Genomic DNA, 21905 nt, shown 5'->3' on the forward strand with positions numbered 1-21905 from the left:
AGCTTTAGCGTCCTGTCATGCCTCACAACCCACCCTCACGCGGTCGGTCGCTCGGCCGGAAGCTGCGTGAGCACCGCGAAGCGGCCGGCCTCACCGTGGAGGAACTCGCGGCGAAGGCGCGCCTCTCGCCGGCACGGCTGCGCGACATCGAGGGCGGTTCGCCGTCGCCGCTCCCGCCGGACGTGCACCGCCCGTGGGGCGAGGAGGCCACCGCGCTGCTCGGCCGGCTGTGCCGCACCGCCGACCGGATCGACACGTTCGCGCCGTTCGGGCTGCCTCCCCTCGACGGCGTGGACGCCGGGCGCTGCACCGCGTACGTGCCGGAAGGCGCGCCGGTCACCGGGGCCGACGTCACGGTCCGGGTGATCCCGGGCGACGTCGGCGCGGGCGTGGAGCGCCCCGTCACGATCTTCCACCTGCCCGGAGGCTCGTCGGTCGTCTTCTACGCCTACCCGCACGAGGCGTTCCTCACCGAGGCGTGGGACGAGGTCGAGGCGGTGCGGGCGATCTTCGACCGGCTCCACGGCCTCTCGTCCGCGGTCGCGGCGTGATCGAGCACGCCATCGGGGGCCGGCGGCGATCGCGTGTGCTGTGATGGCCTGGTGACTGATATTCGTGAGCTCACCGTCGGGGTGCTGGGCGGTACCGGTGCGCAGGGCAGGGGACTGGCGCTGCGGTGGGCCAAGGCGGGGTTGAAGGTCGTCATCGGGTCGCGTGACGCCGGGCGCGCCGAGGCCGCGGCCGAGGAGTTGCGGGCGCAGGCCGGGGTCGGGCACGTCAGCGGCGCGGACAACGAGGGCTGCGCCGCGCAGGCGGACGTGGTGCTGATCGCTGTGCCGTGGGACGGGCACGCCGACCTCGTGGCGTCGCTGCGGGAACCCCTGCGCGGCAAGGTCGTGATCGACTGCGTGAACCCCTTGGGCTTCGACAAGCAGGGCCCGTTCGCGCTGCCGGTGCCGGAGGGCAGCGCCGCCCAGCAGGCCGCCGCGCTGCTGCCCGACTCCCGCGTCACGGCCGCGTTCCACCACGTCTCCGCGGTCACCCTGGCCGACCCGACCGTCGAGTCGGTGGACGGCGACGTGCTGGTCCTCGGCGACGACCGCGAGGCCACCGACCTGGTCCGCGCGCTGGCCGACGCGGTCCCCGGCTTCCGCGGCGTCTACGGCGGCCGGCTGCGCAACGCCCACCAGGTCGAGGCGTTCACCGCCAACCTCATCGCGATCAACCGCCGGTACAAGGCGCACGCCGGCCTGAAGATCACCGACATCTGATGCTGCCCGTGGACGACCTCGGCGAGCCGGTGCCGCTGCCCGGCCCGCCGAGGCGCGTGGTCAGCCTGGTGCCGTCGCTCACCGAGGCCGTCGCGACCGTCGGGGACGCCGTCCTGGTCGGTGCCACCGACTACTGCACGCACCCGCCGGAGTTGGACGTGACCCGGGTGGGCGGCTCGAAGTACCCGAAGGTGGACCGGGTGCTGGCGCTGCGGCCGGACCTGGTGCTGGCCAACAGCGAGGAGAACCGCCCGGAGGACGTGGAGCGGCTGCGTGCCGACGGCATCCCGGTGTGGGTCACGGCCGCGCCCGCCACCGTGCCCGCCGCGCTGGGCTCGCTGCGCCGCCTGCTCGGCACGGCGTGGGACGTGGAGCCGGACTGGCTGGTCGAGGCGGAACGCCGGTGGCGCGCGGTGACGCCGCCGTGGGCGCGGGCCGTGATCCCGGTGTGGCGCAAGCCGTGGGTGGCGCTGGGCCGCGACACGTTCGCGGGGGACGTGCTGCTGCGCCTGGGCGTGGTCAACGCGCTGGCCGACCACCCCGAGCGCTACCCGCGCCCCGCGTTGGCGGACCTCCAGGACGCGGACCTCGTCGTGCTGCCGGACGAGCCGTACCTGTTCACCCCGGACGACGGCCCGCAGTTCTTCCCGGACCTGCGCCCGGTGCACGTCTCCGGCCGCCACCTGACCTGGTACGGCCCGTCCCTGGTGGAGGCGAGGCCCGCGCTGGAGGCGGCGCTCAGCCCTTGAACCGGTCCGTCGCCGCCAGCAACGCGCGCAGCACGCCCGGTTCGTCGAACGCGTGCCCGCCGTCGGGCACCACGACCAGCTCGGACCCCGGCCACGCCCGGTGCAGCTCCCACGCCGTGGTCGCGGGCGTGGCCACGTCGTAGCGGCCCTGCACGATCACGCCCGGGATGCCCGCGAGCCTGCCCGCGTCGCGCAGCAACTGCCCCTCCTCCAGCCACCCGCCGTGGCGGAAGTAGTGGTTCTCGATCCGCGCGAACGCCAGCGCGTACCGGGGCTCGGCGAACGCCGCCACCAGTTCGGGCCGCTCCAGCAGCTTGACCGTCGCCCCCTCCCACACGCTCCACGCCACCGCGGCGGGCTCGCGCACGGCCGGGTCCGGGTCCTCCAGCAGCCGCCCGTAGGTCTCGATCACGTCCGCGCCCTCCGGGACGCGCGCCACCACCTGCGCCCACCGCTCCGGGAACAACATCCCCGCGCCGCCGCCGTAGTACCAGTCCAGTTCCTTGCGCCGCAACGTGAACACGCCCCGCAGCACCAGCTCCGTGACCCGGTCCGGGTGGGTCTGGGCGTACGCCAGCGCGAGCGTCGAACCCCACGACCCGCCGAACACCTGCCACCGCTCGACCCCCAGGTGCTCGCGGACCTTCTCCAGGTCCGACACCAGGTGCCAGGTGGTGTTGACCGACAGGTCGGTGCCGGGGTCGGCGGCGTGCGGCAGGGACCGCCCGCACCCGCGCTGGTCCACCAGCACGATCCGGTACGCGGCCGGGTCGAACAGCCTGCGGTGCACCGGCGAGCACCCGCCGCCCGGCCCGCCGTGCAGGAACACCACGGGCTTGCCGTAGGGGTTCCCGCACACCTCCCAGTACACGCGGTTGCCGTCGCCGACGTCGATCAGGCCCTGGTCGTACGGTTCGATCTCGGGGTACATGGCACCACTGTGCCGGAGCGCGGTCAGCCGGTGATGTCCACGTCCCCGGTCAGCGACCCGGTCTGCAGCACGTGCCCGGTGAGCGTGCCGCCGTCGGCGACGGTGACCGTGTTGACGGTGTTGTTCACGATCGACGCGGCCTGCTGGTCGAACGAGGACGTCCGGTAGCCGGCGTCCCGCAGGATCCCGGCCACCGCCAGGGTGACGCGCGTGCGCAGCAGGTGCGTGTACCGCTCCACGTCGGCCTGCTGGAAGTAGCTGTGCAGCTCGACGTCCGCCGCCATCTCGCGCAGCGTCACGGAGGCGCCGTAAGCGTCGGCGTCCACGCGGGTGCCCGCCCGCGCGCGGGCACGGGGGTGGTTCGCCAGCCGGACCACCCGCGACAGCGTGCTCGCGGGCAGCAGCACGAGGTCCTTGACGGCACGCCCCACCGGCGTCCAGGGGGACGCGGGCCCGGCGTCCACGGACCGCAGCTCGGCGTTGATCGGCCGCAGCACGCACGGCGTCCACTCCAGGTACAGCGTGGACTCGTCCATCGCCACGTGCACGAAGACCGACAGCACCAGGTCGCCGTCCCAGGTCTCCAGCGAGAACCGGCGGTAGTACCGGGACCACTCCAGCGGGTGGTCGCGCAGCTCGTCGGCGTGCGCGCGGGACACGTGCGTGTACGGGGCCTCGCCCGGTCGGCGCAGGTAGTGCGCCGACACCGGGTCGGGCAGGTGGTCGACCAGGCCCTGCGCGGCGACCACGACGAAGTCGTCCACCCGCAACGCGCCGAGCCTGCCGCCGGGCGCGAGCGGCGTCGCGGCCCGCAGGTCGGACACCTTGGCGGTGATCCCCTCCAGGAGGGTCGCGGTGCTCAGGGTGACGTCGGTGCGCGACGTGCCCGACCGCTCCAGCGGCACGGCGACCGTCCACGGCTCGTGGATGTCGCCCGCGCCGACGAACGGCTGGTAGCCGCGGTGGACCAGCAGCGGCACCAGACCGTCCTCTTCGGACACGTCCGGGGCGGTGCGGACGCGGTCGCCGTGCCGCTCGGCGATGCGGGCGTGGCGGGCGGGCGCCAGCCGCAGGAGCACGCGGTCGACCGGGGGCGGCGCGGATCCGCCGGCCCGGCCGAAGCGGGCGGTCACGTGGTGGGCGATGACCAGGCGGTTGGCCAGCAGCACGGCCAGCGCCGCGCCGAGCAGCACGAGGCCGGTCACGTCCTCGAACGCGGCCTCCACGATGTGCTCGGTGTCGGCGTCGCTGCCGAACGTGGTGAGCGCCGGGCCGAGGGACAGCACGACGGTGAGCACGGTGACGCCGAGGCGGACGGGCCGGATCGGGCGCGTGCCGCGCCTGGCCCGGGCCGCGAGCCACAGCCGGATGAGCTTGGGCAGGCTCAGCAGCAGCGCCACGGTGATCCACAGCACCGCGAGCGGCATCACGAAGTAGACGGTGAGGGCCAGCAGCACCAGCACGAGCACGTCCACCACGTCGGTGCGCAGCCGTGCGGCGAGCGCTTCGGTGAGCACGGCCGCGGTGTCCACGCCGGGCGTGGGCGCGGCCGGGCGGGTCGGTACCACCAGCAGCTCCCGCAGGGCCGCGTCGGCGAAGTCGCGGCTGAGGTGGGCGGCGGCGCAGAGGTGGCGCGTGCCCTCGTCGCGGGCGGGTCCGGCGCGCCGGGCGGACCGCGTGTCGGCCAGGGCCATCTTCGGTGTCGCTCCTCAGGGGGTGTCGCTGTGGTCGATCATCGTGGCGAGCAGCCGCGCCGCCTCGGTCCAGCGGCCCGGCGGGGCCTGGACGAGCAGCACGTACTCGATGCCGCCGGTGCGCCAGTAGTGGGCGGCCGTGCGGCGCGTCTGCCCTTGCGGCGTCTCGTGCTGGAAGTCCCAGTCCACCGCGGCGACGTCACCGTGGGTGGCCCACCGGAGCGCGTGCTGCCGGTACCCGGGGCGGCGGGACGTGTCCGCGGCGGCCCGGGCGATCGTGTCGTAGAGGTCGTCGTAGCCTTCCGGAGCCGCGCCGCCGAAGCGCACCTCGACCTCCGGGTCGTCGGGGTCGCGGGCGACGGCGGTGCCCGAGCCGTTGCCGCCCGACACCTCGAACGAGTCCGGCAGCACGGTGACGAGCCCTTCCGGGCCGGTGCTCCGGGTGTACCCGGCCGGCGTGGTGCGCGTCGTGGTCGGGGTCGCGTCGGTCGGCCACTGCCACGAGGGCGTGCCGGTCGGCGTCGGGACGGGGGACTGCGCCTCCGGCGGGGGTGGCGGCTCCTCGAACCACCGGGGCACGTGGATCAACCCGAACCCCAGCGCGAGGCTCGCCAGCAGGCACGTCCCGGCGGCGGTCGCGGCGAACCGGAACGAACCGGGCGCACGCGGTGTCCTTCCCGGTCCCATTTCACCCGGCGGCGGCTCTTCTTCGCGGTTCTCGGCTATCTTCGCGCCGAGCGGATCACTCATGGGAACCTTCTTCGGAGCGGACACGATCGGAGGTCGACGTGGAGGAAGACATCGACTCGGCGGTCGCCGCGAGGTGGGCCGAGGTGGCCGAGGCGGAACGCGCGCCCGCCGCCGTCGACCGGCTCGCGGAGCGGCTGCTGGCGGTCGCGGACACGTGTCGCTCGACCACCCGCGACGGCGAGCCGGAGATCACCAGCGCGGCGCAGTTCGTGGCGTGCGCCAGGGCGGCCGAGCGGCTCGCCCGGCTGGAACCGGTCGACCCGCACCTCGCCCGACGGGCGCGCGACCTCATCGCGCAGGTCGAGGCGCGTCGAGGTTTCCGCTGGTCGGACCCGGTGCGCACGACGGCGCTCGGGGCGGCGGCGCTGGCCGTGGCGCTCGGCGGGGCGGCGCTGGGCGGCCTCGACGAGGACGTGACGACGGTGGTCGTCAGCGCGGTCCTGGGCAGCGCGCTGCTGTTCGCGACGGTCCTCACCGCACGGCGGCCGGTGTGGCGGGTGGAGGCGGAGCTGATCACGCCGATGGTGCGGCGGCACGGGCTCTGAGCACCGGCGCGCCACGGCCCGCCACCGGACACCGGCACCCGCTGCGCATCGTCCCCGTGCATTTCGCCGCGATGGTGGCACGAGGACGCGCCGGGCCGTCCGCATTAATTCGGAGAACGGGGAGAAGTGATCAAGCCGCCGTTATTCCGGGCGGTGCGGAATTCGGCGGCCGAAAAGCACGCGGTCGCCGTGCCGACTGGAGCCGGCGCGGCGACCGCGTTCGGGTGATCAGTGGAAGGTGTGCTCGGGGCCGGGGAACCGGTGGCCCTTCACCTCGGCCGCGAACTGCTCCGCCGCCGACTTCATCACGCCCGCCACGTCGGCGTAGCGCTTCACGAACCGGGGGGCGCGCCCGCGGCGCAGGCCCATCATGTCCTGCCAGACCAGCACCTGCGCGTCGGTGTCCGGCCCCGCGCCGATGCCGACGGTCGGGATGCGCAGGTCGTGCGTGATCTGCTTGGCGACCTCGGCGGTCACCATCTCCAGCACCACGGCGAACGCGCCGGCCGCCTCGACCGCGCGCGCGTCCTCCACCACGGCGTCGAACGCGTCGCTGCGGCCCTGCACGCGGTAGCCGCCGAGCTGGTGCTCGCTCTGCGGCGTGAAGCCGACGTGCGCCATGACCGGGATGCCCGCCCGCACGATGGCCTCGATGTGCGGCGCGAAGTGCTTGCCGCCCTCCAGCTTCACCGCGTGCGCGCGGCCCTCCTTCATGAACCGCACCGCGGTCGCCACGGCCTGCTCGACCGACACCTGGTAGGAGCCGAACGGCAGGTCGGCCACGACCAGGGCCCGCTTCACGGACCGGGTCACGCCCCGGACCAGCGGGATCAGCTCGTCCACGGTGACCGGCAGCGACGTGTCGTACCCGTAGACGTTGTTGGACGCGGAGTCGCCGACGAGCAGCACCGGGATGCCCGCCTCGTCGAACAGCTCCGCGGTGTACATGTCGTAGGCGGTGAGCATGGGCCACGGCTCGCCGCGGTCCTTCAGCTCCTGCAGGTGGTGGATCCGCACCTTCTTGCCGGTGGGGGCGCTGCCCGCCCCGCTGCCGTAGGGCGCGGTTACCTCAGTCGAGGTCATCGTCGACCGTCCTCCCTCGAGGCCCGCTCCGTCGCGGGTCCCCGGGCCTTGTTGCACGGTTACCCGCCCAGCGTGACACCAGCGCAAGGGGAATTGCACGGAGTGCGAGTAGCTTCACACGGCCCGACCAGCGGCACGTCAGGCGTCGCGCAGCGCGTCGAGCACGGCCAGCGCGACCGCGTCGGGCCGGTCCACGGGCACCATGTGGCGGCTGCCCGGCACCGGCACGGTGCGCCCGGTCGGGGACAGGGCGGCCAGCGCGACGTGCGCGGCCGACACCCGCCGACCCGCCGTGAGCACGGTGAACGGCACGGCCGGCAGCGGCCGGAACGCGCGCAGCCGCTCCACCGCGGCCACCTGTCCCGGGTAGGACGCCAGCTCGTCCAGCACGGCCCGCGCCACCGCCGGCCGCCCGTACACCGACCGCAGCGCCGCCGGCGACGCCGGGTCGCGCCGCCCGAGCGTGGACCCGCGCATCGCCCACCGGCGCAACCGCGGCGCCAGGGTCGCCACGACCGGGTCCAGCCCGAGCCGCAGCACCCACCGGGCCACCGACGCGGGCAGGTCGAACGGCCGCCCGGCGCCGGGGTGCTCGGGGTCGGGGTCCACCAGCACCAGCCCGCGCACCCGCGCCGGCCGCAGCCGCGCCCACGCCTCCACGTGCAGCGCCGCCATCGAGTGCCCCACCAGCACCGCCGACGGCACCCCGGCCAGCACGGCGTCCAGCACGGCCACCTCGCGCGCCAGCGTCGCCGGCGCGAGGGCGGGGTCGGACAGCCCCGTGCCCGGCCGGTCGAACACCAGCACGCGCGCGTCCGGCAGCAGCGCCACCACCGCGTCCCAGTCGAACCACGCGCCGCCCAACGCCGAGCCGAGCACCACCGCGGGACCGTCGACACGCCCGGACGCGCGCACGTGCACCCGACCGGCGAGTGAGGCGACCATGGTGGACAACCCGAGTCCCCTTGGAGCGTGTCGTGGCGGTGGCCAGGTGGAAGTGGCGGACGGCGGGGGTGGTCGCGACCACCGTCCAGGCGGCGGCCGCGGCGTCACTCCTGCTGTTCCTGATCGACGAGGACTCACACCTCGCCAAGGGCATTCTCGCGGTCGCCTCGCTGCTGGGCCTACCCGTCGAGGCCAACCTGTTCATCGCCCTGGTCCTGGTGGTGCTCGGCGCGGCGCTGCGCCGGCGCAAGCGGGCCGCGCTGGGGACGTTGCTGCTGTTCGAAGCGCTCAACGTCACGGCGGTGTCGCTGTTCCTCGTCGTCTACTGGATCCACCCGCACCGGTTCCGCGGCAGCGGTCTCCCGGACGATCGCGGCGCGGTCGCCGCCGAGCTGGGCGCGTTCATCGTCGTGGGACTGGCTCTCATCGCGCTCCTGCTGGCGATCCGGGAGGCGTTCCCGGCCGAGCTGCCGCCGGGCGCGTGGCGGCAGGCGCTGGTCGTGTCGGTCACCGGCGTCCTGGCCCTGTGCCTGGTGGGCTGGGGGCTGACCGAGCTGTTCCCCGGTCACCTGCACGGCACGTGGCCGAAGCTCGTGTGGGCGGCCAACCAGATCACCGGCGAGGTCCTGCCGCAGCGCCGCGGCGGCCAGGGCCCGGACTGGCTGAGCGTCCTGCTCGGGTTCGGCGGCATGCTCGTCGCGATCGGCGCGCTGTACGTGTTCTTCCGCGGCGAGCGCTCCAGCCGGCTGCTGGACGACACCGACGAGCTGGCGGTGCGGCGGCTGCTGGCCGCGCACGGCGAGCCGGACTCGCTGGGCTACTTCGCCACCCGCCGTGACAAGAGCGTGGTGTTCGCCCCGAACGGCCGGGCCGCGCTGGCCTACCGCGTGCTCGCCGGCACCACGCTGGCCAGCGGCGACCCGATCGGCGACGAGGAGGCGTGGCCGCAGGCGGTGGCCGCGTGGCTGGCCGAGGCGCGGCGGTACGGCTGGCTGCCCGGCGTGCTGGGCGCGAGCGAACGCGGCGCGCACGTGTACGCGGCGGCGGGCCTGAAGGCGTTGGAGATCGGCGACGAGGCCGTGCTGGACGTGCGCGAGTTCAGCCTGGCCGGGCCGGAGCGGCGGGCCGTGCGGCAGGCGGTGAGCCGGGTGGAACGCGCCGGGTACACCGCCCGCGTGCGGCGGCACGCCGAGATCCCGGCCGACGAGCTGGCGTCGATCCTCGACCTGGCGCAGCGGTGGCGCGGCGCGGCCACCGAACGCGGGTTCTCCATGGCGCTGGGCAGGCTGGGCGACCCGGCCGACGGCCGGTGCGTGATGGTCGAGGCGTACGACGCGGACGGCGACCTGCGCGGCCTGCTGTCGTTCGTGCCGTGGGGCAGGCGCGGGTTGTCGCTCGACCTGATGCGCCGCGACCGGGCGGCGGAGAACGGCCTGAACGAGTTCATGGTCGCCGAGCTGGTGGCCGCCGCCGCGCGGCTGGGCGTGCAGCGGGTGTCGTTGAACTTCGCCATGTTCCGCGCGGTGTTCGAGGAGGGCGCGCGGATCGGCGCGGGACCGGTGCTGCGGACGTGGCGGGGTGTGCTGGGCCTCGCGTCCCGGTTCTTCCAGCTGGAGTCGCTGTACCGGTCCAACGCCAAGTACGGCCCGGCGTGGCTGCCCCGCTACCTGTGCTTCGCCCGCGCCCGCCACCTGCCGCGGGTGAGCGTCGCGGCCGGGGTCGCCGAGGGGTTCGTGCCGAGCCTGCGGTCGCTGTTCCGGCGGGGTTCGTCCCGCGCGCTGCGCCACGACCAGGCGGACACGGACTTCGCCGCCGCCGTGGCCGGGATCGACGCGATCAAGGTCGAGCCGAGGCAGCCGCGCCGCCCGGAGCAGGTGCGGGTCCGCATCGCCAAGCTGGACCGGCTGCGCGCCGACGGCATCGACCCCTACCCGGTGGCCTACCCGCGCGACCACTCCCTCGCGCAGGCCCGGGAACTGCTCGGCGAGACCGTCTCGGTGGCCGGCCGGGTGGTGGCGCTGCGCGAGCTGGGCGGCCTGGTCTTCGCGCGGGTCCGGGACTTCACCGGCGAGTTGCAGCTCATGCTGGACGCCTCGCGCGTGGACCTGGCCGCGTGGAAGGCGGGCGTCGACCTGGGCGACCACGTGGGCGTGCGCGGCGAGGTCGTCCGGTCCCGGCGGGGTGAGCTGTCCGTGCTCGCCGACGAGTGGACCGTGACGGCCAAGTGCCTGCACCCGATGCCGGACAAGCGCAAGGGCCTGGCGGACCCGGAGACCCGCGTGCGCCGGCGGTACCTCGACCTCGCGGTGAACCCGGACTCGGCGCGGATGCTGCGGCTGCGCAGCGACGTCGTGCGCGCCCTCCGCGACTTCCTGCACGGCCGCGGCTACCTGGAGGTCGAGACGCCGATGCTCCAGACCGTGCACGGCGGCGCGACCGCCCGGCCGTTCGTCACCCACATCAACGCCTACGACATGCGCATGTACCTGCGCATCGCGCCGGAGCTGTACCTGAAGCGGCTGTGCGTGGCGGGCGTGGACCGGGTGTTCGAGCTGAACCGCAACTTCCGCAACGAGGGCGCGGACGCCACCCACAACCCCGAGTTCACGATGCTGGAGGCGTACCAGTCCTACGCCGACTACACCACGATGCGGCACCTGGTGCGGGAACTCGTGCAGCACGCGGCCGTGGCCGCCCACGGCCGCCCGGTCGCGGTGCGCGACGGCGTGGAGGTCGACATCTCGGGCGACTGGCCGGTGGTCGGCGTCCACGCCGCCGTCTCCGCCGCGCTGTCCGCGACCGTCACGCCGGACACCCCGGTGGCGGAGCTGCGGGCGTTGCTGGCGCGGCACGGCATCGACGCGGACGAGGACGCCGACCACGGCGCGCTGGTGCAGGAGGCGTACGAGGAGCTGGTCGAGCCCAACACCGCCGGGCCGACCTTCTACACCGACTTCCCGACCTCGGTGTCGCCGCTGACCCGGCCGCACCGCGCCGACCCCCGGCTGGCCGAGCGCTGGGACCTGGTCGCGTTCGGCGCGGAGATCGGCACGGCCTACTCGGAGCTGACCGACCCGCTGGAGCAGCGCCGCAGGCTGGAGGCGCAGTCGGTGCGGGCGGCCAGCGGCGACGTGGAGGCGATGGAGCTGGACGAGGACTTCCTCGACGCCCTGGAGCACGGCATGCCGCCCACCGGCGGTCTGGGGGTGGGCGTGGACCGGGTGCTGATGATGCTCACCGGCGCGTCGATCCGGCAGACCGTGCTGTTCCCGTTCGTCAGGCCCGTCTCGTGAGCAGGCCGGCGCGGGCCCGCAGGTCCGCGGTGGCGGCGTCCAGCTCGACGGGGTCGGTGATGGTGGTGTTGCCCTCGTAGGTCACGCCGTCCGGCACGGCGTCGCTGCCGACCGGGTCGGCGTCGAAGAAGTTGCCGCGGTAGGCGACGTGCTCCAGCGGCGGGTTGACGTGCAGCACGGCCGTGTTGTCGGCGCGGGCGACCAGGTTGCCCTCGACGGTGACCCACGTGGCCCCGTAGTCGGTGTAGAGGCCGAAGTTGTACGGCGTGCGGGTGTCCTCGATGACGTTGCCGCTGATCACCGCGCCGGTGGCGGCGGAGTCGCCCTGCGGGCCGGACAGGTAGACGCCGCCGCCGTCGGCGAGCACGCCCATCGCCCGGGTCACGAGGTTGCCGGTGATGCGGGTGCCGCCGCGCGACGGGCCGGCGACGATCCCGTTGTGCGGCACGTCGTGCACGTGGTTGTGCGCGATCACGCCGTCCTCGGTGTGCAGGAACGTGATGCCGGCCGAGCCGGAGTGGTCCAGCCCGACGTGCCCGACGAGGTTGTCCTCGACCAGCGCCTTGCGCGTGCCGGTGACGGCGATGGCGGACGCGGCGAGGGTGTCGAAGTCGCAGCCGCGCACCACGAGGTCCGCGCCGCCGGTCGCGCCGAGCCCGGTCGCGCCCAGCCGGGTGAACCGGCAGCCCTCGAACCGCACGCCGGTCGTGCCGTGCAGCTGCACGGCGGCGGGGATCTGCGCCGCTTCCCCGGGCACGGTCAGCCACGCGCCCTCGGCCACGTCGACCCGCCCGATCGCGCCGCCGTCGTGGAAGCCGTTCGCGTGGTAGTGCAGGAACCCCCGGTCGCCGGCCGGTCGCAGCCACGTGGTGTCGGCGAAGGTCAGGCCCCGGAACGCCACGTCCCGCACGCCGGTGGCCCGCACCAGCACCTCCAGCACGGGCGCGACGACGTGCGGCTCGTCCTCGTCCGGGCGCGGGAGGTAGTGCAGGACGTGCCGCGCGCGATCCAGGGCGAACGTGCCGGGGGTCAGGAACGCGGGGTCGTTCTCGACCCGGGTCGGCTCGGGCAGGCCGGTGGAGGCGTGGCCGTCCCACTCGGAGTTGTAGACCTCCCGCGACCAGGCGAACGCGGGCTGCGCCATGGTGATCTCGCCGTCCGGGGTGGCGGCCGCGACCGCCGCACGCGCTTCGGTCCACGGGTAGACGCCCCGGTGCACGAACTCGACGCCCGCCGGGCTGCGCCAGTCCAGCGTCGCGTCCGTGACGTACCCGGTGTCCGTGCGGCGGACCGTGCCGGGCAGCCCGTCGATCCCCGCGCGCTCGACCCGCCGCCCGTCCACCACGAGGTGGCGGGTGACGAGGTCGTCGACCTCGGCCAGCCACACGCCGTCCGGCCCTCGCTGCCCGGTGAGCGTTCGCCCGCCGCTGACGACGACCTCCTCCTGCGCGTCGGTGCCGTAGCCGAACGCCTGGTAGACGACCCGCGAGTCCTCCTCGGACAGCTCGAACGGCTCGGTGAGCGGGTGCGTGCCCGCCCGGAGGTGCACGGTGACGTCACCACCCGCGTCCCGGGCCGCCGCCCTGGCGCGGTCCAGCGTGGCGAACGGCCGCTCGGCGGTGCCCGGTGCTGCGTCGTCCCCGGTCGGGGAGACGTGGAACTCGACCATGACCACATCCTTAGCTGTTTATGCCGTAAACAGACCGGATGTATATCATGTGCGCGGAGGTGCGTGATGGGGAAAGCCGGCGATCCGGACCGCTCGGTCGAGCTGCTGTGGGACGGGCGGCCGGGGCTGAGCCTGCCCGCGATCGTGGCCGCGGCGGTCGAGGTGGCCGACGCGGAGGGCCTGGCCGGGCTGTCCATGCGCAAGGTCGCCGAACGGCTCGGCTTCACCACCATGTCGCTGTACCGCCACGTGCCCGGCCGCGCGCACCTGGTCGACCTCATGCGGGACGCGGTGCTGGGCGACCCGCCCGCGCCACCGGCGGACCTCCGGTGGCGCGCCCGGCTGGAGGTGTTCGCCCGGCACGCCTGGGAACTGCGGAAACGCCACCCGTGGCTGGCCGAGGAGCGCGGTGCCCGGCACGTGCCCGGACCGAACGCGCTGGCCCACTTCGAGCACGCGCTGGCGATCCTCGCCGACACCGGCCTGACCCCGGCCGAGGTGGTCGCGTCCGTCGGCCTGGTCGCCCGCTTCGTGGACGCCGAGGCGGCGGCGCTGGTCGAGGCGGCGCGGGCGGAGCGGGACACCGGGGTGGGCGACGAGGAGTGGTGGGGCGCGCGGGACTCGCTGTACGCCCACTTCCACGCCTTCCCGACGTTGACCCGACTGTGGGAGGCGGGTGGCTTCGACGAGCCCGACCCGTTCGGCTTCGGCCTGGCCCGGGTGCTCGACGGCATCGAGATCCTGATCGAGCGGCGTGAGGTAAAGCGTGATGAAACTTGCCGGGTGTGTGGCGCGCCGGTCGAGCAGCCGGCGTCCGGGCGGCCCCGCGCCTACTGCTCGCGCGCCTGCCAGCAACGCGCCTACCGCCACCGCCGGTCGACGTGAGCCGCCCACCCGACGGGGTGGGCGGCTCGGCCGTCGTCAGACCTGCACGGTCGGCAGCACCACGAGCTGCCGCAGGTTCACGTTCTTCGGCCGGCTGGTGGCGAACCCGACCACGTCGCCGATGTCGGCCGGGTTCAGCGGCGGCACCTCCTCGCGCCACCGCGTCAGGTCCGCGGACACGTCCGGGTTGTCGATGTGGTCGGCCAGCTCGCTGTGCACCAGACCGGGCTCGACGTTCGTCACCCGCACGCCCCGCGGACCCAGCTCGGTGCGCAGGTTCGCCGACAGGTGGGTGACGGCGGCCTTCGTGGCGGTGTAGACGGCGTAGTTGGGGAAGGTGAGGTGCGCGCCGATGGACGAGACGTTGACCAGGTCGGCGGTGCCGGTCGCGCCCGCCTCGACCAGGTCCGCGGTGAACGCCCTGGTGACGTTCAGCAGGCCCTTGAGGTTGGTGTCGATCATCCGGTGCCACTCGTCGTCGCGGCCCTCGGTGATGGGGTTGGCGAGCATGACGCCCGCGTTGTTCACCACCAGGTCGACGCGGCCGAAGGCGGTGTGGACGGTCTCCGCGGCCTCGGTGAGGTCGCCGGTGACGTCCGCGGCGACCGCGAGCGCCCGGCCGCCCTCGGCGGCGATCTTGTCGGCCAGCTCGGCGAGCCGGTCCGCGCGGCGGGCCAGCAGCGCGACCTTCGCCCCGGACCGGGCCAGGACGAGGGCGATCTCCGCGCCGATGCCGCTCGCGGCACCGGTGACGACGGCGGTGCGGTTGTTCAGGTCGTAGGTCATGGCAACGACATTGGACCTGGTGGCCAGGGGTACCAGAGGCCCTGGTCATCCTGTGGGCCCGGGTTCCTGGGTCTGCCAGTACCCAGGTTGCGCGGCCGGCCGGTGGCCATACTGGGGTGGTGAACCACGACCTCGGCGAATTCCTCCGCAGCCGCCGGGCCCGCGTGCGCCCGGACGACGTCGGCCTGCCCGGCGGCGGTCGGCGGCGCGTCCCCGGCCTGCGCCGCGAGGAGCTGGCGCTGCTGGCCGGCGTGAGCGTGGACTACTACATGCGCCTGGAGCAGGGCCGGACCCCGGCGGTGTCCGACGCCGTGCTCGACGCCGTCGCCCGCGTGCTGCGCCTGGACGAGACCGAGCGCGCCCACCTGCGCAACCTCGTGCGACCCGCGCCGACCAAGCGCCCCGCGCCGCAACGCGTCCGACCCGGCCTGCGCCGCCTGCTCGACATGGTGGACGACGTGCCCGCGTTCGTGATGGGCCGCCGCACGGACATCCTGGCCTGGAACCCGCTGGCCGGCGCTCTGTACGGCTTCGACGACCTGGCGCCGGAGGACCGCAACTCGGCCAGGCACACGTTCCTGCGCCCGCAGTCGCGCACCTTCTACCGCGACTGGCCCTCGGTCGCCGCCGACACGGTGGCGTTCCTCAGGCTCGACGCGGGCCGTTACCCGGACGACGCGAGGCTGGCGGCGTTGGTGGGGGAGCTGTCGGTCAAGGACGAGACGTTCCGCAGGCTGTGGGCGCAGCACAAGGTGCTGGAGAAGACCCACGGCACCAAGCTCGTCCACCACCCCGTGGTCGGCGACCTGGATCTGGACTACGAGAGCCTGCAACCGACCGGCGACCCGGACGTGGTGCTGGCCGTCTACACGGCCAGGGCCGGCTCGCCCACCGAGGACCGCCTCAAGCTGCTGGCGAGCTGGTCCGCCGTGCCGTCGACCACCCCCTGACCGCGGCCTACGAGCAGCGCGTGCCCTCGGCCGGCAGCTTCCCCTCGACCAGGTACGCGTTGCCCGCCTCGTCCACGCAGTCGTTGCCCTGGAGGTAGACGGTGTGCTGGTTGCCCTCGAACGTGAGCAGCCCGCCGCCCAGCTCCTTGGCCAGGCTGACCCCCGCCTCGTACGGCGTGGCCGGGTCGCCCGTCGTGGAGATCACCAGCACCGGCGGCAGGCCCGTCACCGGCTTCTGCTCCTGCACGCTCGGCGGCACCGGCCAGAACGCGCACGCGTCCAGCGCGCCCGCCGCCGGCTGCCCGTCGTCCAGGAACGGCGCGGCCTGCTTGTACCGGCGCGCCACGTCGTCCAGCACGGCCCGGTCCGTCACCCGCGGCTCGTCCACGCACTTCACCGCCGTGAACGCGTCGGTGATGGTCGAGTACCGGCCGTCCTTGTCCCGGTCGAAGTAGTTGTCCGCCAACAGCATCAGCACGTCGCCGCGGTTGTTCTTCAGCTCGGTCAACCCCGTGTTCAGCGGCGCCCACAGCTCCTCGGAGTACATCGCCTGGATCGCCCCGGTGATCGCGTCGTTGTACGACAGCTTCCGGTCGCCCACCGCCACCGGCCGCTGCACCAGCGGCAGCGTCAGCTCCCGGAACGCCTGGTTCGCCTTCGACGGGTCGTTGCCCAGCGCGCAGTCCTGCCGCGTCGCGCACCACGCGGCGAACGCGTCGAACGCCTTCTGGAACCCCGCGCCCTGCGCGATCAGCGACTCCACCTGGTCCTGCGTCGGGTCCACCGCGCCGTCGAGCACGAGCGCCCGCACGTTGCCGGGGAACGCCTGCGCGTACGCCGCGCCGATGTGCGTGCCGTAGGAGTAGCCCAGGTAGGTCAGCTTCTCGTCGCCGAGCGCCGACCGCATGACGTCCAGGTCGCGCACCACGTCCCGGGTGCCGACGTTGGCCAGCACGTCCACCCCGGTCACCGCCGCGCACTTCTCCGCGTACGCCTTGTTCTCCGCCTCGGTCTCCGCCACGCCCGCCGGCGACGCGTCCACGTCGTTGTCCAGCCGATCGGCGTCCCGCTCCGCGTCGGTCAGGCAGCGGACCTGCGGCTCGCTCGCCCCGACCCCGCGCGGGTCGAACCCGACGAAGTCGAACCGCGCACCCACCTCGGACGACGTGAGCTGCGACGCCATGCTCGCCGCCGCGGCCATGCCGGACGCGCCCGGCCCGCCCGGGTTCATGATCAACGAGCCGATCCGGTCACCGGTCGCGCGCTGCCGCAGCAACCCGATCCGGATCGTCCGGCCGTCCGGCTTCGCGTAGTCCAGCGGCACCTCGAGCCGGGCGCACTCGATCGACTTCTTGCTCCGGAACAGCGTGGTCGTCGTGCCCGTCGTGGCGTACGGCGCGCAGTCCTCCCAGCCCAGCTGCTGCCCGTAGAACCGCTCCAACCCGGCGGGCACCGCACCGGCCGGCCCTCTCTGCTCCAACGCCGTCCCGGCGCTCGGCGAGCCGGACAGCACGCTCGTGCACGAGGCGAGCAGCGGGAGGGCGAGGAACAGCATCACGGAACGGCGCACGTGGTCGATCGTAGGTGTGACTCGTGTGCCACAACGCCCGCCACGGTTGCTCCGAGTGAGCGACAATGCCCCCATGCCTCAGCTCCGACTCGCCCTCGCCCAGGTCAACGCCTGTGTCGGCGACCTGGCCGGCAACACCGAACTCGTCGTCGAGTGGTCCCGCAAGGCCGTGGAGGCGGGCGCGCACCTCGCGGTCTTCCCCGAGATGGTGCTGACCGGCTACCCGGTCGAGGACCTCGCGCTGCGCGTGTCGTTCGCGGAGGCGTCCCGGGAGGCGCTCGCCGGGCTCGCCACCCGGTTGGACGAGGCGGGGTGCGGCGAGCTGGTGGCGTTCGTCGGCTACCTGGACCGCGACGAGCGCGGCATGCGCAACGCCGCCGCCGTCCTGCACCGGGGCGAGGTGGTGGCGCGGCAGCACAAGCACCACCTGCCGAACTACGGCGTGTTCGACGAGCGCCGGTACTTCACCCCCGGCGACGCGCTGGACGTCGTCCGCGTCCACGGTGTCGAGGTCGGCATGGTGATCTGCGAGGACCTGTGGCAGGACGGCGGACCGGTCGCCGCCCTCGGCGAGGCGGGCGTGGACCTCGTGGTCTCGCCGAACGCGTCCCCGTACGAGCGGAAGAAGGACGACGCCCGGCTGCCGCTCGTGGCGCGGCGCGCGGTCGAGGCGGGCGCGCCGCTGGCCTACGTGAACCTCGTCGGCGGGCAGGACGAGCTGGTGTTCGACGGCGACACGATGGTGGTCGGCGCGGACGGCGGGCTGATCACCCGCGCGCCGCAGTTCGTGGAGCACCTGGTCGTGCTGGACCTCGACCTGCCGGGCGGCGCGCCCCGCACCGAGGGCGAGTACGGCGGGTTCGCGGTCCACCGCCGCTCGCTGACCCACGAGCCGCTGCCCGCCTACGACCCGCTGCCCGTGCCGGAGCCCGCCGAACCGCTGTCCGACGAGGCGGAGGTGTGGCACGCGCTGGTCACCGGCCTGCGCGACTACGTGCACAAGAACGGGTTCCGCTCGGTCGTGCTCGGCCTGTCCGGCGGGATCGACTCGGCGGTCGTGGCCGCGCTGTCGGTGGACGCGCTCGGCCCGGACAACGTCTACGGCGTGTCGATGCCGTCGGTGTACTCGTCGGACCACTCGAAGTCCGACGCCTACGACCTGGCCCAGCGCACCGGCTGCCACTACGAGGAGCAGCCGATCGCCGACATGGTGCGCGTCTTCGTCGACCAGCTCGGGCTCACCGGGCTGGCGGAGGAGAACGTGCAGGCGCGGTGCCGGGGCGTGACCCTGATGGGGCTGTCCAACCAGCACGGGCACCTCGTGCTGGCCACCGGCAACAAGACCGAGCTGGCGGTCGGCTACTCCACGATCTACGGCGACGCGGTCGGCGGGTTCGCGCCGATCAAGGACGTGCTCAAGACGCTGGTGTGGGACCTGGCGCGGTGGCGCAACGCGCAGGCGGAGAAGCTCGGCGAGCTGCCGCCGATCCCGGAGAACTCGATCACCAAGCCGCCCTCGGCCGAGCTGCGGCCCGGCCAGGTCGACACGGACTCGCTGCCGGACTACGAGCTGCTCGACTCGGTGCTGGACGACTACGTGGAGGGCGACAAGGGCTACCGCGACCTGATCGCGATGGGGTTCTCCCACGAGCTGGTCGACAAGGTGCTGCGCATGGTCGACAAGGCGGAGTACAAGCGCCGCCAGTACCCGCCGGGCACCAAGATCACGTTCAAGGCGTTCGGCCGCGACCGGCGGCTGCCGATCACCAGCGGCTGGCGCGAGGGCTGACGGTCAGGCGGTGGCGGTCGTCCCGGTGTGGGTGGCCGCCGCCCGGCTCGACGTGCGCCGCCTCGGGCCGATCGCGCCCGCGATCGCCATCGCGCCGAGGACCAGCAGCACGATCGCGAGCAGCCAGGCCAGCGCGATCAGGCTCGCCACCGGCCACACGAGCACCACGATCCCGGCGACCGCCGTGACCGCGCCGGAGAACACGGCCCAGCCGCTCCGGCCGACGCCGTGGAAGATCTCCGCCACGCCACCGACGACCCAGGTCACGCCCAGCAGCAGCGCCAGCACCGCGATGGTCTGGAAGGGCGCGCGCAGGCAGAGGATGCCGGCGACCAGGGCCAACAGCCCGGACACCGCCAACAACCAGCGCGGCCGTCCGCGCGTGTCCGAGTCGAACGAGCCGACCAGCCAGAAGATGCCCGTGATCAGCATCTCCAGGCCGAACAGCACGGCCGCGGTGAGCAACGTCAGGCCGGGCCAGAGCAGGACCGCCAGACCGATCAACAGGGTGATCACCCCGAAGGTGATCCACAACGACTTCGCCTCGCCGGCCGGCGACTCGTCACGACCGGCCTGACCAGCGGTGTCGGCATCGGGATACGTCATGCGGCCATGGTCCGCCGACCCTTCCGCCGGCGCAGGGCCGATTCACCTGTCCGAGTGGTCCCGACCGGGTCAGGACCCCGAGCCGGGACCGGGGCGCGGCAGCCACAGCGACACCACCGCGCCCACCCCGCAGATCACCGCCGTGATCCGGAAGATCTCGTGGTACTCGGTGAGCAGCGCCGCCGTCAGCGCCTCCTTGTAGGCCGCCGCCTTCTCGGCGAACTCCTCCGGCGACATCCCGAACGGCAGGGGCGTGTCCAGGTCCGCGGTCAGCTCCCGGAACCGGTGCAGGCCCCACGCCGACAACGCGGCCACGCCGACCAGCATCCCGGTCATCCGCGCCACCACCACGGCCGCCGACGCCACCCCGTGCCCCTCCGCCGGCACGACCCGCAGCACCGCCGCCGACACCGGCGCGATCACCAGCCCCAACCCGAACCCGGCCACCGCCAGGTCCCGCCCCACCACGAACGACGACACCGTGGCCGGCCACTGCGCGATCAACGCGTACGCGACCGCGGCCACCACCAGCCCGCCGAACGACACCCACCGGTCGCCCAGCCGCGTCCGCGCCGCCAACCACCCGCCGACCAGCGCCCCCACCGGCAACGCGATCAGGAACCGGGCCAGCATCGCCGCCGCGGCGGCCGAGTCGCGCCCCAGCACGGTCTGCGCGAACAGCTCCACGTCCACCAACGTCACCATCAGCGCCGCACCCGTCGCCAGGGACACGCCCAACGACGCCAGGAACGGCCGCATCGCCACCCCGGCCGGGTCCAGCAGCCGCACCGGCGACCGCCGCTCCCACCACGCGAACCCGGCGAACACCACCACCGACGCGCCCAGCGCGGGCCACCCCCACGACGGCAGCACCGACCGCGCCGGGTCGGGGTTGTAGAGCCCCACCACCAGCAACGACAGCGACAGCGCCAGCAACCCGCCGCCGACCGCGTCGATCCGCACGGCCCCGGCCGGCGCCGACCGCGGCACGGTCAGCTGCACGACCGCCATCGCCACCGCGGCCAGCGGCAGGTTCACCCAGAACACCCACCGCCAGCTCTGCGGCTCGACCGACTCGAAGAACGACCAGGCGTTGAACAACGACGCCAGCCCGACGCCGTACAGCGTGCCCAGCACGCTGCCCAGCTCCTGCGCCGCGCCCACCACGCCCAGCGCCGACGCCCGCCGCCGCTCCTCCCACAGGTCGGCCACCAACGCCATGGTCACCGGCAGCAACGCCCCGCCGGCCAGCCCCTGCACCACCCGCCCGGCCACCAGCAGCGGCAGGTCGCCCGCCAGCGCCGTCACCGCCGAGCCGACCGCGAACCCGACCAGGCACAGGTGCAGCACCGGCCGCCGCCCGAACCGGTCCGACAGCTGCCCGAGCAGCGGCATCCCGGCGACGTACCCGAGCAGGTACCCGGTCACCACGGGCGTCGCGCGCTCCAGGTGGTTCACCGGGATGCCCAGGTCGCGCACCATGTCCACGAGCACGCCGACGACCACGTACGCGTCCAGCGCGCCCAGCAGCACCGCCGCCGCGCCGGCCCCGATCGCGAGCCGCCGGGCCCGCACCGCCGAGGCGCTCACGCCGGCGGCGAGACGGTGACGGACTTGTTGAAGTCGGACAGCTCGATCGTCACCTTCGCCCCGCCCGGCAGCGTGAACAGGGCCCTGCGCAGCTTCTCCTCCCGCACCGAGAACTCCGACGCCACGTCCGCGTCGATGCCCGGCACGAGCCCGGCGACCACGTCCCGCGGCACGGTCGCCGTCACCACGGTGTCGCCGTCGTCGGCCGACACGGTCTTCGCGTCGCGGGCGTCCGCGAGCACCCGGGCCACGCCCTCGTCCGGGTCGAGGATCGCGGTCGGGTCGTACACCTGCCCCGCCAGCGCCGCGGGCAGCTTGGTGAACCCGCCGGTCGGGCCCTTGAAGTAGAGGTCCTGCCCGACGAGGACGTACTCGACCTCGATCAACTGGCCGAACTGCTCCACCTTGGCCCGGCCCTGCGACTCGCCGTCGGCGTTCAGGTCGCCCTCGGCGTCCTTCACGGTCACGCCGGGCAGCTCGCCGTCCACCTTGATCGTGAAGTGGGTGCTGGTCACCGACTTCATCGCGGCCGACGCCTTCGCCAGCACCTCCGGCCCGTCGGGCAGCCCGCCCCCGCCACCGCCGGAGGACGTGCAGCCCGCCGCGAGGGCGAGCACGAGCGACCCGATCAGGGCGCGACGAGAGAGCATGGGTGAATCGTAGATCCAGTGCCGCGACCGCACGGCCGAACGCCGACGCAAGCCCGTGACCTGCGCAATCGCCGGGAGGTGGCAAACGGCGCACCGCGTTCGGCCGAGTCGCCAGCGCACGGCCCGCCGCTCTTACCTAGGCTTCGGGT

19 protein-coding genes are annotated in these 21905 nt (G+C 74.0%); 8 read left to right on the forward strand and 11 right to left on the reverse strand.

From position 1 onward, the window contains the following. Positions 1–17: 17 nt before the first annotated feature. The 3 genes from ACWEFJ_RS13625 to ACWEFJ_RS13635 are packed head-to-tail and all read left to right on the forward strand — an operon-like array spanning position 18 to position 2020. Positions 18–551 carry a Scr1 family TA system antitoxin-like transcriptional regulator gene (locus tag ACWEFJ_RS13625; RefSeq protein ID WP_449713912.1) on the forward strand — a complete coding sequence of 178 codons (534 nt, stop codon included), beginning with the start codon at positions 18–20 and terminating at the stop codon, positions 549–551. Between the two features lie 51 nt (positions 552–602). Beyond that, complete coding sequence (gene npdG, locus ACWEFJ_RS13630; protein ID WP_378084554.1) at positions 603–1271, forward strand: NADPH-dependent F420 reductase; 669 nt, start codon at positions 603–605, stop codon at positions 1269–1271. Continuing rightward, positions 1271–2020 (forward strand): helical backbone metal receptor, encoded by a 750-nt coding sequence (locus ACWEFJ_RS13635; RefSeq protein WP_449713913.1) that lies wholly within the window; start codon positions 1271–1273, stop codon positions 2018–2020. The genes npdG and ACWEFJ_RS13635 overlap by 1 nt, the downstream gene beginning before the upstream one ends. On the opposite strand, the gene pip is transcribed toward ACWEFJ_RS13635, so the two are convergent. The 3 genes from pip to ACWEFJ_RS13650 are packed head-to-tail and all read right to left on the reverse strand — an operon-like array spanning position 2010 to position 5395. Continuing rightward, on the reverse strand, positions 2010–2951 hold the full coding sequence (gene pip, locus ACWEFJ_RS13640) for a prolyl aminopeptidase (RefSeq protein WP_449713914.1): 942 nt from the start codon (positions 2949–2951) through the stop codon (positions 2010–2012). The two genes, ACWEFJ_RS13635 and pip, sit on opposite strands and share 11 nt — an antisense overlap. A gap of 23 nt (positions 2952–2974) precedes the next feature. Next, a complete protein-coding gene (locus tag ACWEFJ_RS13645; RefSeq protein WP_449713915.1) occupies positions 2975–4645 on the reverse strand; it encodes a hypothetical protein in 1671 nt (556 codons plus the stop codon). Positions 4646–4660: 15 nt separating this feature from the next. After that, positions 4661–5395 carry a hypothetical protein gene (locus tag ACWEFJ_RS13650; protein ID WP_449713916.1) on the reverse strand — a complete coding sequence of 245 codons (735 nt, stop codon included), beginning with the start codon at positions 5393–5395 and terminating at the stop codon, positions 4661–4663. 38 nt (positions 5396–5433) lie between these two features. Here ACWEFJ_RS13650 and ACWEFJ_RS13655 point away from each other — a divergent pair, with 38 nt between their 5' ends. Next, positions 5434–5940, forward strand: coding sequence for a hypothetical protein (locus ACWEFJ_RS13655; RefSeq protein ID WP_378084562.1), 507 nt, complete (start codon positions 5434–5436; stop codon positions 5938–5940). Positions 5941–6168: 228 nt separating this feature from the next. Here ACWEFJ_RS13655 and panB read toward each other — a convergent pair whose 3' ends face one another. After that, positions 6169–7023: a 3-methyl-2-oxobutanoate hydroxymethyltransferase gene (panB, locus tag ACWEFJ_RS13660; RefSeq protein ID WP_378084563.1), complete on the reverse strand. Its 855-nt coding sequence runs from the start codon at positions 7021–7023 to the stop codon at positions 6169–6171. A 138-nt stretch (positions 7024–7161) separates the two neighbouring features. Then, positions 7162–7968, reverse strand: coding sequence for an alpha/beta fold hydrolase (locus tag ACWEFJ_RS13665; protein ID WP_449713917.1), 807 nt, complete (start codon positions 7966–7968; stop codon positions 7162–7164). Positions 7969–8000: 32 nt separating this feature from the next. Here ACWEFJ_RS13665 and lysX point away from each other — a divergent pair, with 32 nt between their 5' ends. Next, positions 8001–11261 (forward strand): bifunctional lysylphosphatidylglycerol synthetase/lysine--tRNA ligase LysX, encoded by a 3261-nt coding sequence (gene lysX, locus ACWEFJ_RS13670; protein ID WP_449713918.1) that lies wholly within the window; start codon positions 8001–8003, stop codon positions 11259–11261. Here lysX and ACWEFJ_RS13675 read toward each other — a convergent pair. Continuing rightward, entirely contained in the window at positions 11245–12930 is a 1686-nt protein-coding gene (locus tag ACWEFJ_RS13675; protein ID WP_378084568.1) for a right-handed parallel beta-helix repeat-containing protein, read from the reverse strand. The two genes, lysX and ACWEFJ_RS13675, sit on opposite strands and share 17 nt — an antisense overlap. Positions 12931–12996: 66 nt before the next feature. Here ACWEFJ_RS13675 and ACWEFJ_RS13680 point away from each other — a divergent pair, with 66 nt between their 5' ends. Next, on the forward strand, positions 12997–13815 hold the full coding sequence (locus ACWEFJ_RS13680) for a TetR/AcrR family transcriptional regulator C-terminal domain-containing protein (protein WP_449713919.1): 819 nt from the start codon (positions 12997–12999) through the stop codon (positions 13813–13815). 36 nt (positions 13816–13851) lie between these two features. Here ACWEFJ_RS13680 and ACWEFJ_RS13685 read toward each other — a convergent pair whose 3' ends face one another. Continuing rightward, positions 13852–14601 (reverse strand): SDR family oxidoreductase, encoded by a 750-nt coding sequence (locus tag ACWEFJ_RS13685; protein ID WP_378084571.1) that lies wholly within the window; start codon positions 14599–14601, stop codon positions 13852–13854. Between the two features lie 119 nt (positions 14602–14720). Between ACWEFJ_RS13685 and ACWEFJ_RS13690 the strand changes: the two genes are divergently transcribed. Next, positions 14721–15551, forward strand: coding sequence for a helix-turn-helix transcriptional regulator (locus ACWEFJ_RS13690; RefSeq protein ID WP_378084572.1), 831 nt, complete (start codon positions 14721–14723; stop codon positions 15549–15551). A 7-nt stretch (positions 15552–15558) separates the two neighbouring features. Here ACWEFJ_RS13690 and ACWEFJ_RS13695 read toward each other — a convergent pair whose 3' ends face one another. Then, the gene (locus ACWEFJ_RS13695) at positions 15559–17106 is read right to left on the reverse strand and encodes an alpha/beta hydrolase (RefSeq protein ID WP_378084585.1); all 1548 of its coding nucleotides are present in this window, start codon (positions 17104–17106) and stop codon (positions 15559–15561) included. A gap of 88 nt (positions 17107–17194) precedes the next feature. On the opposite strand from ACWEFJ_RS13695, the gene ACWEFJ_RS13700 reads away from it, so the two are divergent. Next, positions 17195–18910: an NAD+ synthase gene (locus tag ACWEFJ_RS13700; RefSeq protein WP_449713920.1), complete on the forward strand. Its 1716-nt coding sequence runs from the start codon at positions 17195–17197 to the stop codon at positions 18908–18910. 3 nt (positions 18911–18913) lie between these two features. On the opposite strand, the gene ACWEFJ_RS13705 is transcribed toward ACWEFJ_RS13700, so the two are convergent. The 3 genes from ACWEFJ_RS13705 to ACWEFJ_RS13715 all read right to left on the reverse strand — a co-directional run bounded on the left by ACWEFJ_RS13705 (position 18914) and on the right by ACWEFJ_RS13715 (position 21756). Beyond that, positions 18914–19516, reverse strand: coding sequence for an HdeD family acid-resistance protein (locus tag ACWEFJ_RS13705; protein WP_378084575.1), 603 nt, complete (start codon positions 19514–19516; stop codon positions 18914–18916). Between the two features lie 69 nt (positions 19517–19585). Further along, a complete protein-coding gene (locus ACWEFJ_RS13710) occupies positions 19586–21106 on the reverse strand; it encodes an MFS transporter (protein ID WP_449713921.1) in 1521 nt (506 codons plus the stop codon). Beyond that, the gene (locus ACWEFJ_RS13715; protein ID WP_449713922.1) at positions 21103–21756 is read right to left on the reverse strand and encodes an LppX_LprAFG lipoprotein; all 654 of its coding nucleotides are present in this window, start codon (positions 21754–21756) and stop codon (positions 21103–21105) included. The genes ACWEFJ_RS13710 and ACWEFJ_RS13715 overlap by 4 nt, the downstream gene beginning before the upstream one ends. Positions 21757–21905: the final 149 nt, after the last annotated feature.

The sequence above is a fragment of the Actinosynnema sp. NPDC004786 genome, from assembly GCF_053601135.1.

Bases quoted from the DNA above. Each gene is read 5' to 3' on its own strand.
- ACWEFJ_RS13685 (WP_378084571.1), bottom strand. From the start codon at position 14,601: ATGACCTACGACCTGAACAACCGCACCGCCGTCGTCACCGGTGCCGCG.
- ACWEFJ_RS13675 (WP_378084568.1), bottom strand. From the start codon at position 12,930: ATGGTCGAGTTCCACGTCTCCCCGACCGGGGACGACGCAGCACCGGGC.
- ACWEFJ_RS13650 (WP_449713916.1), bottom strand. From the start codon at position 5,395: ATGAGTGATCCGCTCGGCGCGAAGATAGCCGAGAACCGCGAAGAAGAG.
- ACWEFJ_RS13705 (WP_378084575.1), bottom strand. From the start codon at position 19,516: ATGACGTATCCCGATGCCGACACCGCTGGTCAGGCCGGTCGTGACGAG.
- ACWEFJ_RS13635 (WP_449713913.1), top strand. From the start codon at position 1,271: ATGCTGCCCGTGGACGACCTCGGCGAGCCGGTGCCGCTGCCCGGCCCG.
- ACWEFJ_RS13680 (WP_449713919.1), top strand. From the start codon at position 12,997: ATGGGGAAAGCCGGCGATCCGGACCGCTCGGTCGAGCTGCTGTGGGAC.
- ACWEFJ_RS13700 (WP_449713920.1), top strand. From the start codon at position 17,195: ATGCCTCAGCTCCGACTCGCCCTCGCCCAGGTCAACGCCTGTGTCGGC.
- pip (WP_449713914.1), bottom strand. From the start codon at position 2,951: ATGTACCCCGAGATCGAACCGTACGACCAGGGCCTGATCGACGTCGGC.
- panB (WP_378084563.1), bottom strand. From the start codon at position 7,023: ATGACCTCGACTGAGGTAACCGCGCCCTACGGCAGCGGGGCGGGCAGC.
- ACWEFJ_RS13645 (WP_449713915.1), bottom strand. From the start codon at position 4,645: ATGGCCCTGGCCGACACGCGGTCCGCCCGGCGCGCCGGACCCGCCCGC.
- ACWEFJ_RS13625 (WP_449713912.1), top strand. From the start codon at position 18: ATGCCTCACAACCCACCCTCACGCGGTCGGTCGCTCGGCCGGAAGCTG.
- ACWEFJ_RS13665 (WP_449713917.1), bottom strand. From the start codon at position 7,968: ATGGTCGCCTCACTCGCCGGTCGGGTGCACGTGCGCGCGTCCGGGCGT.
- ACWEFJ_RS13695 (WP_378084585.1), bottom strand. From the start codon at position 17,106: ATGCTGTTCCTCGCCCTCCCGCTGCTCGCCTCGTGCACGAGCGTGCTG.
- ACWEFJ_RS13715 (WP_449713922.1), bottom strand. From the start codon at position 21,756: ATGCTCTCTCGTCGCGCCCTGATCGGGTCGCTCGTGCTCGCCCTCGCG.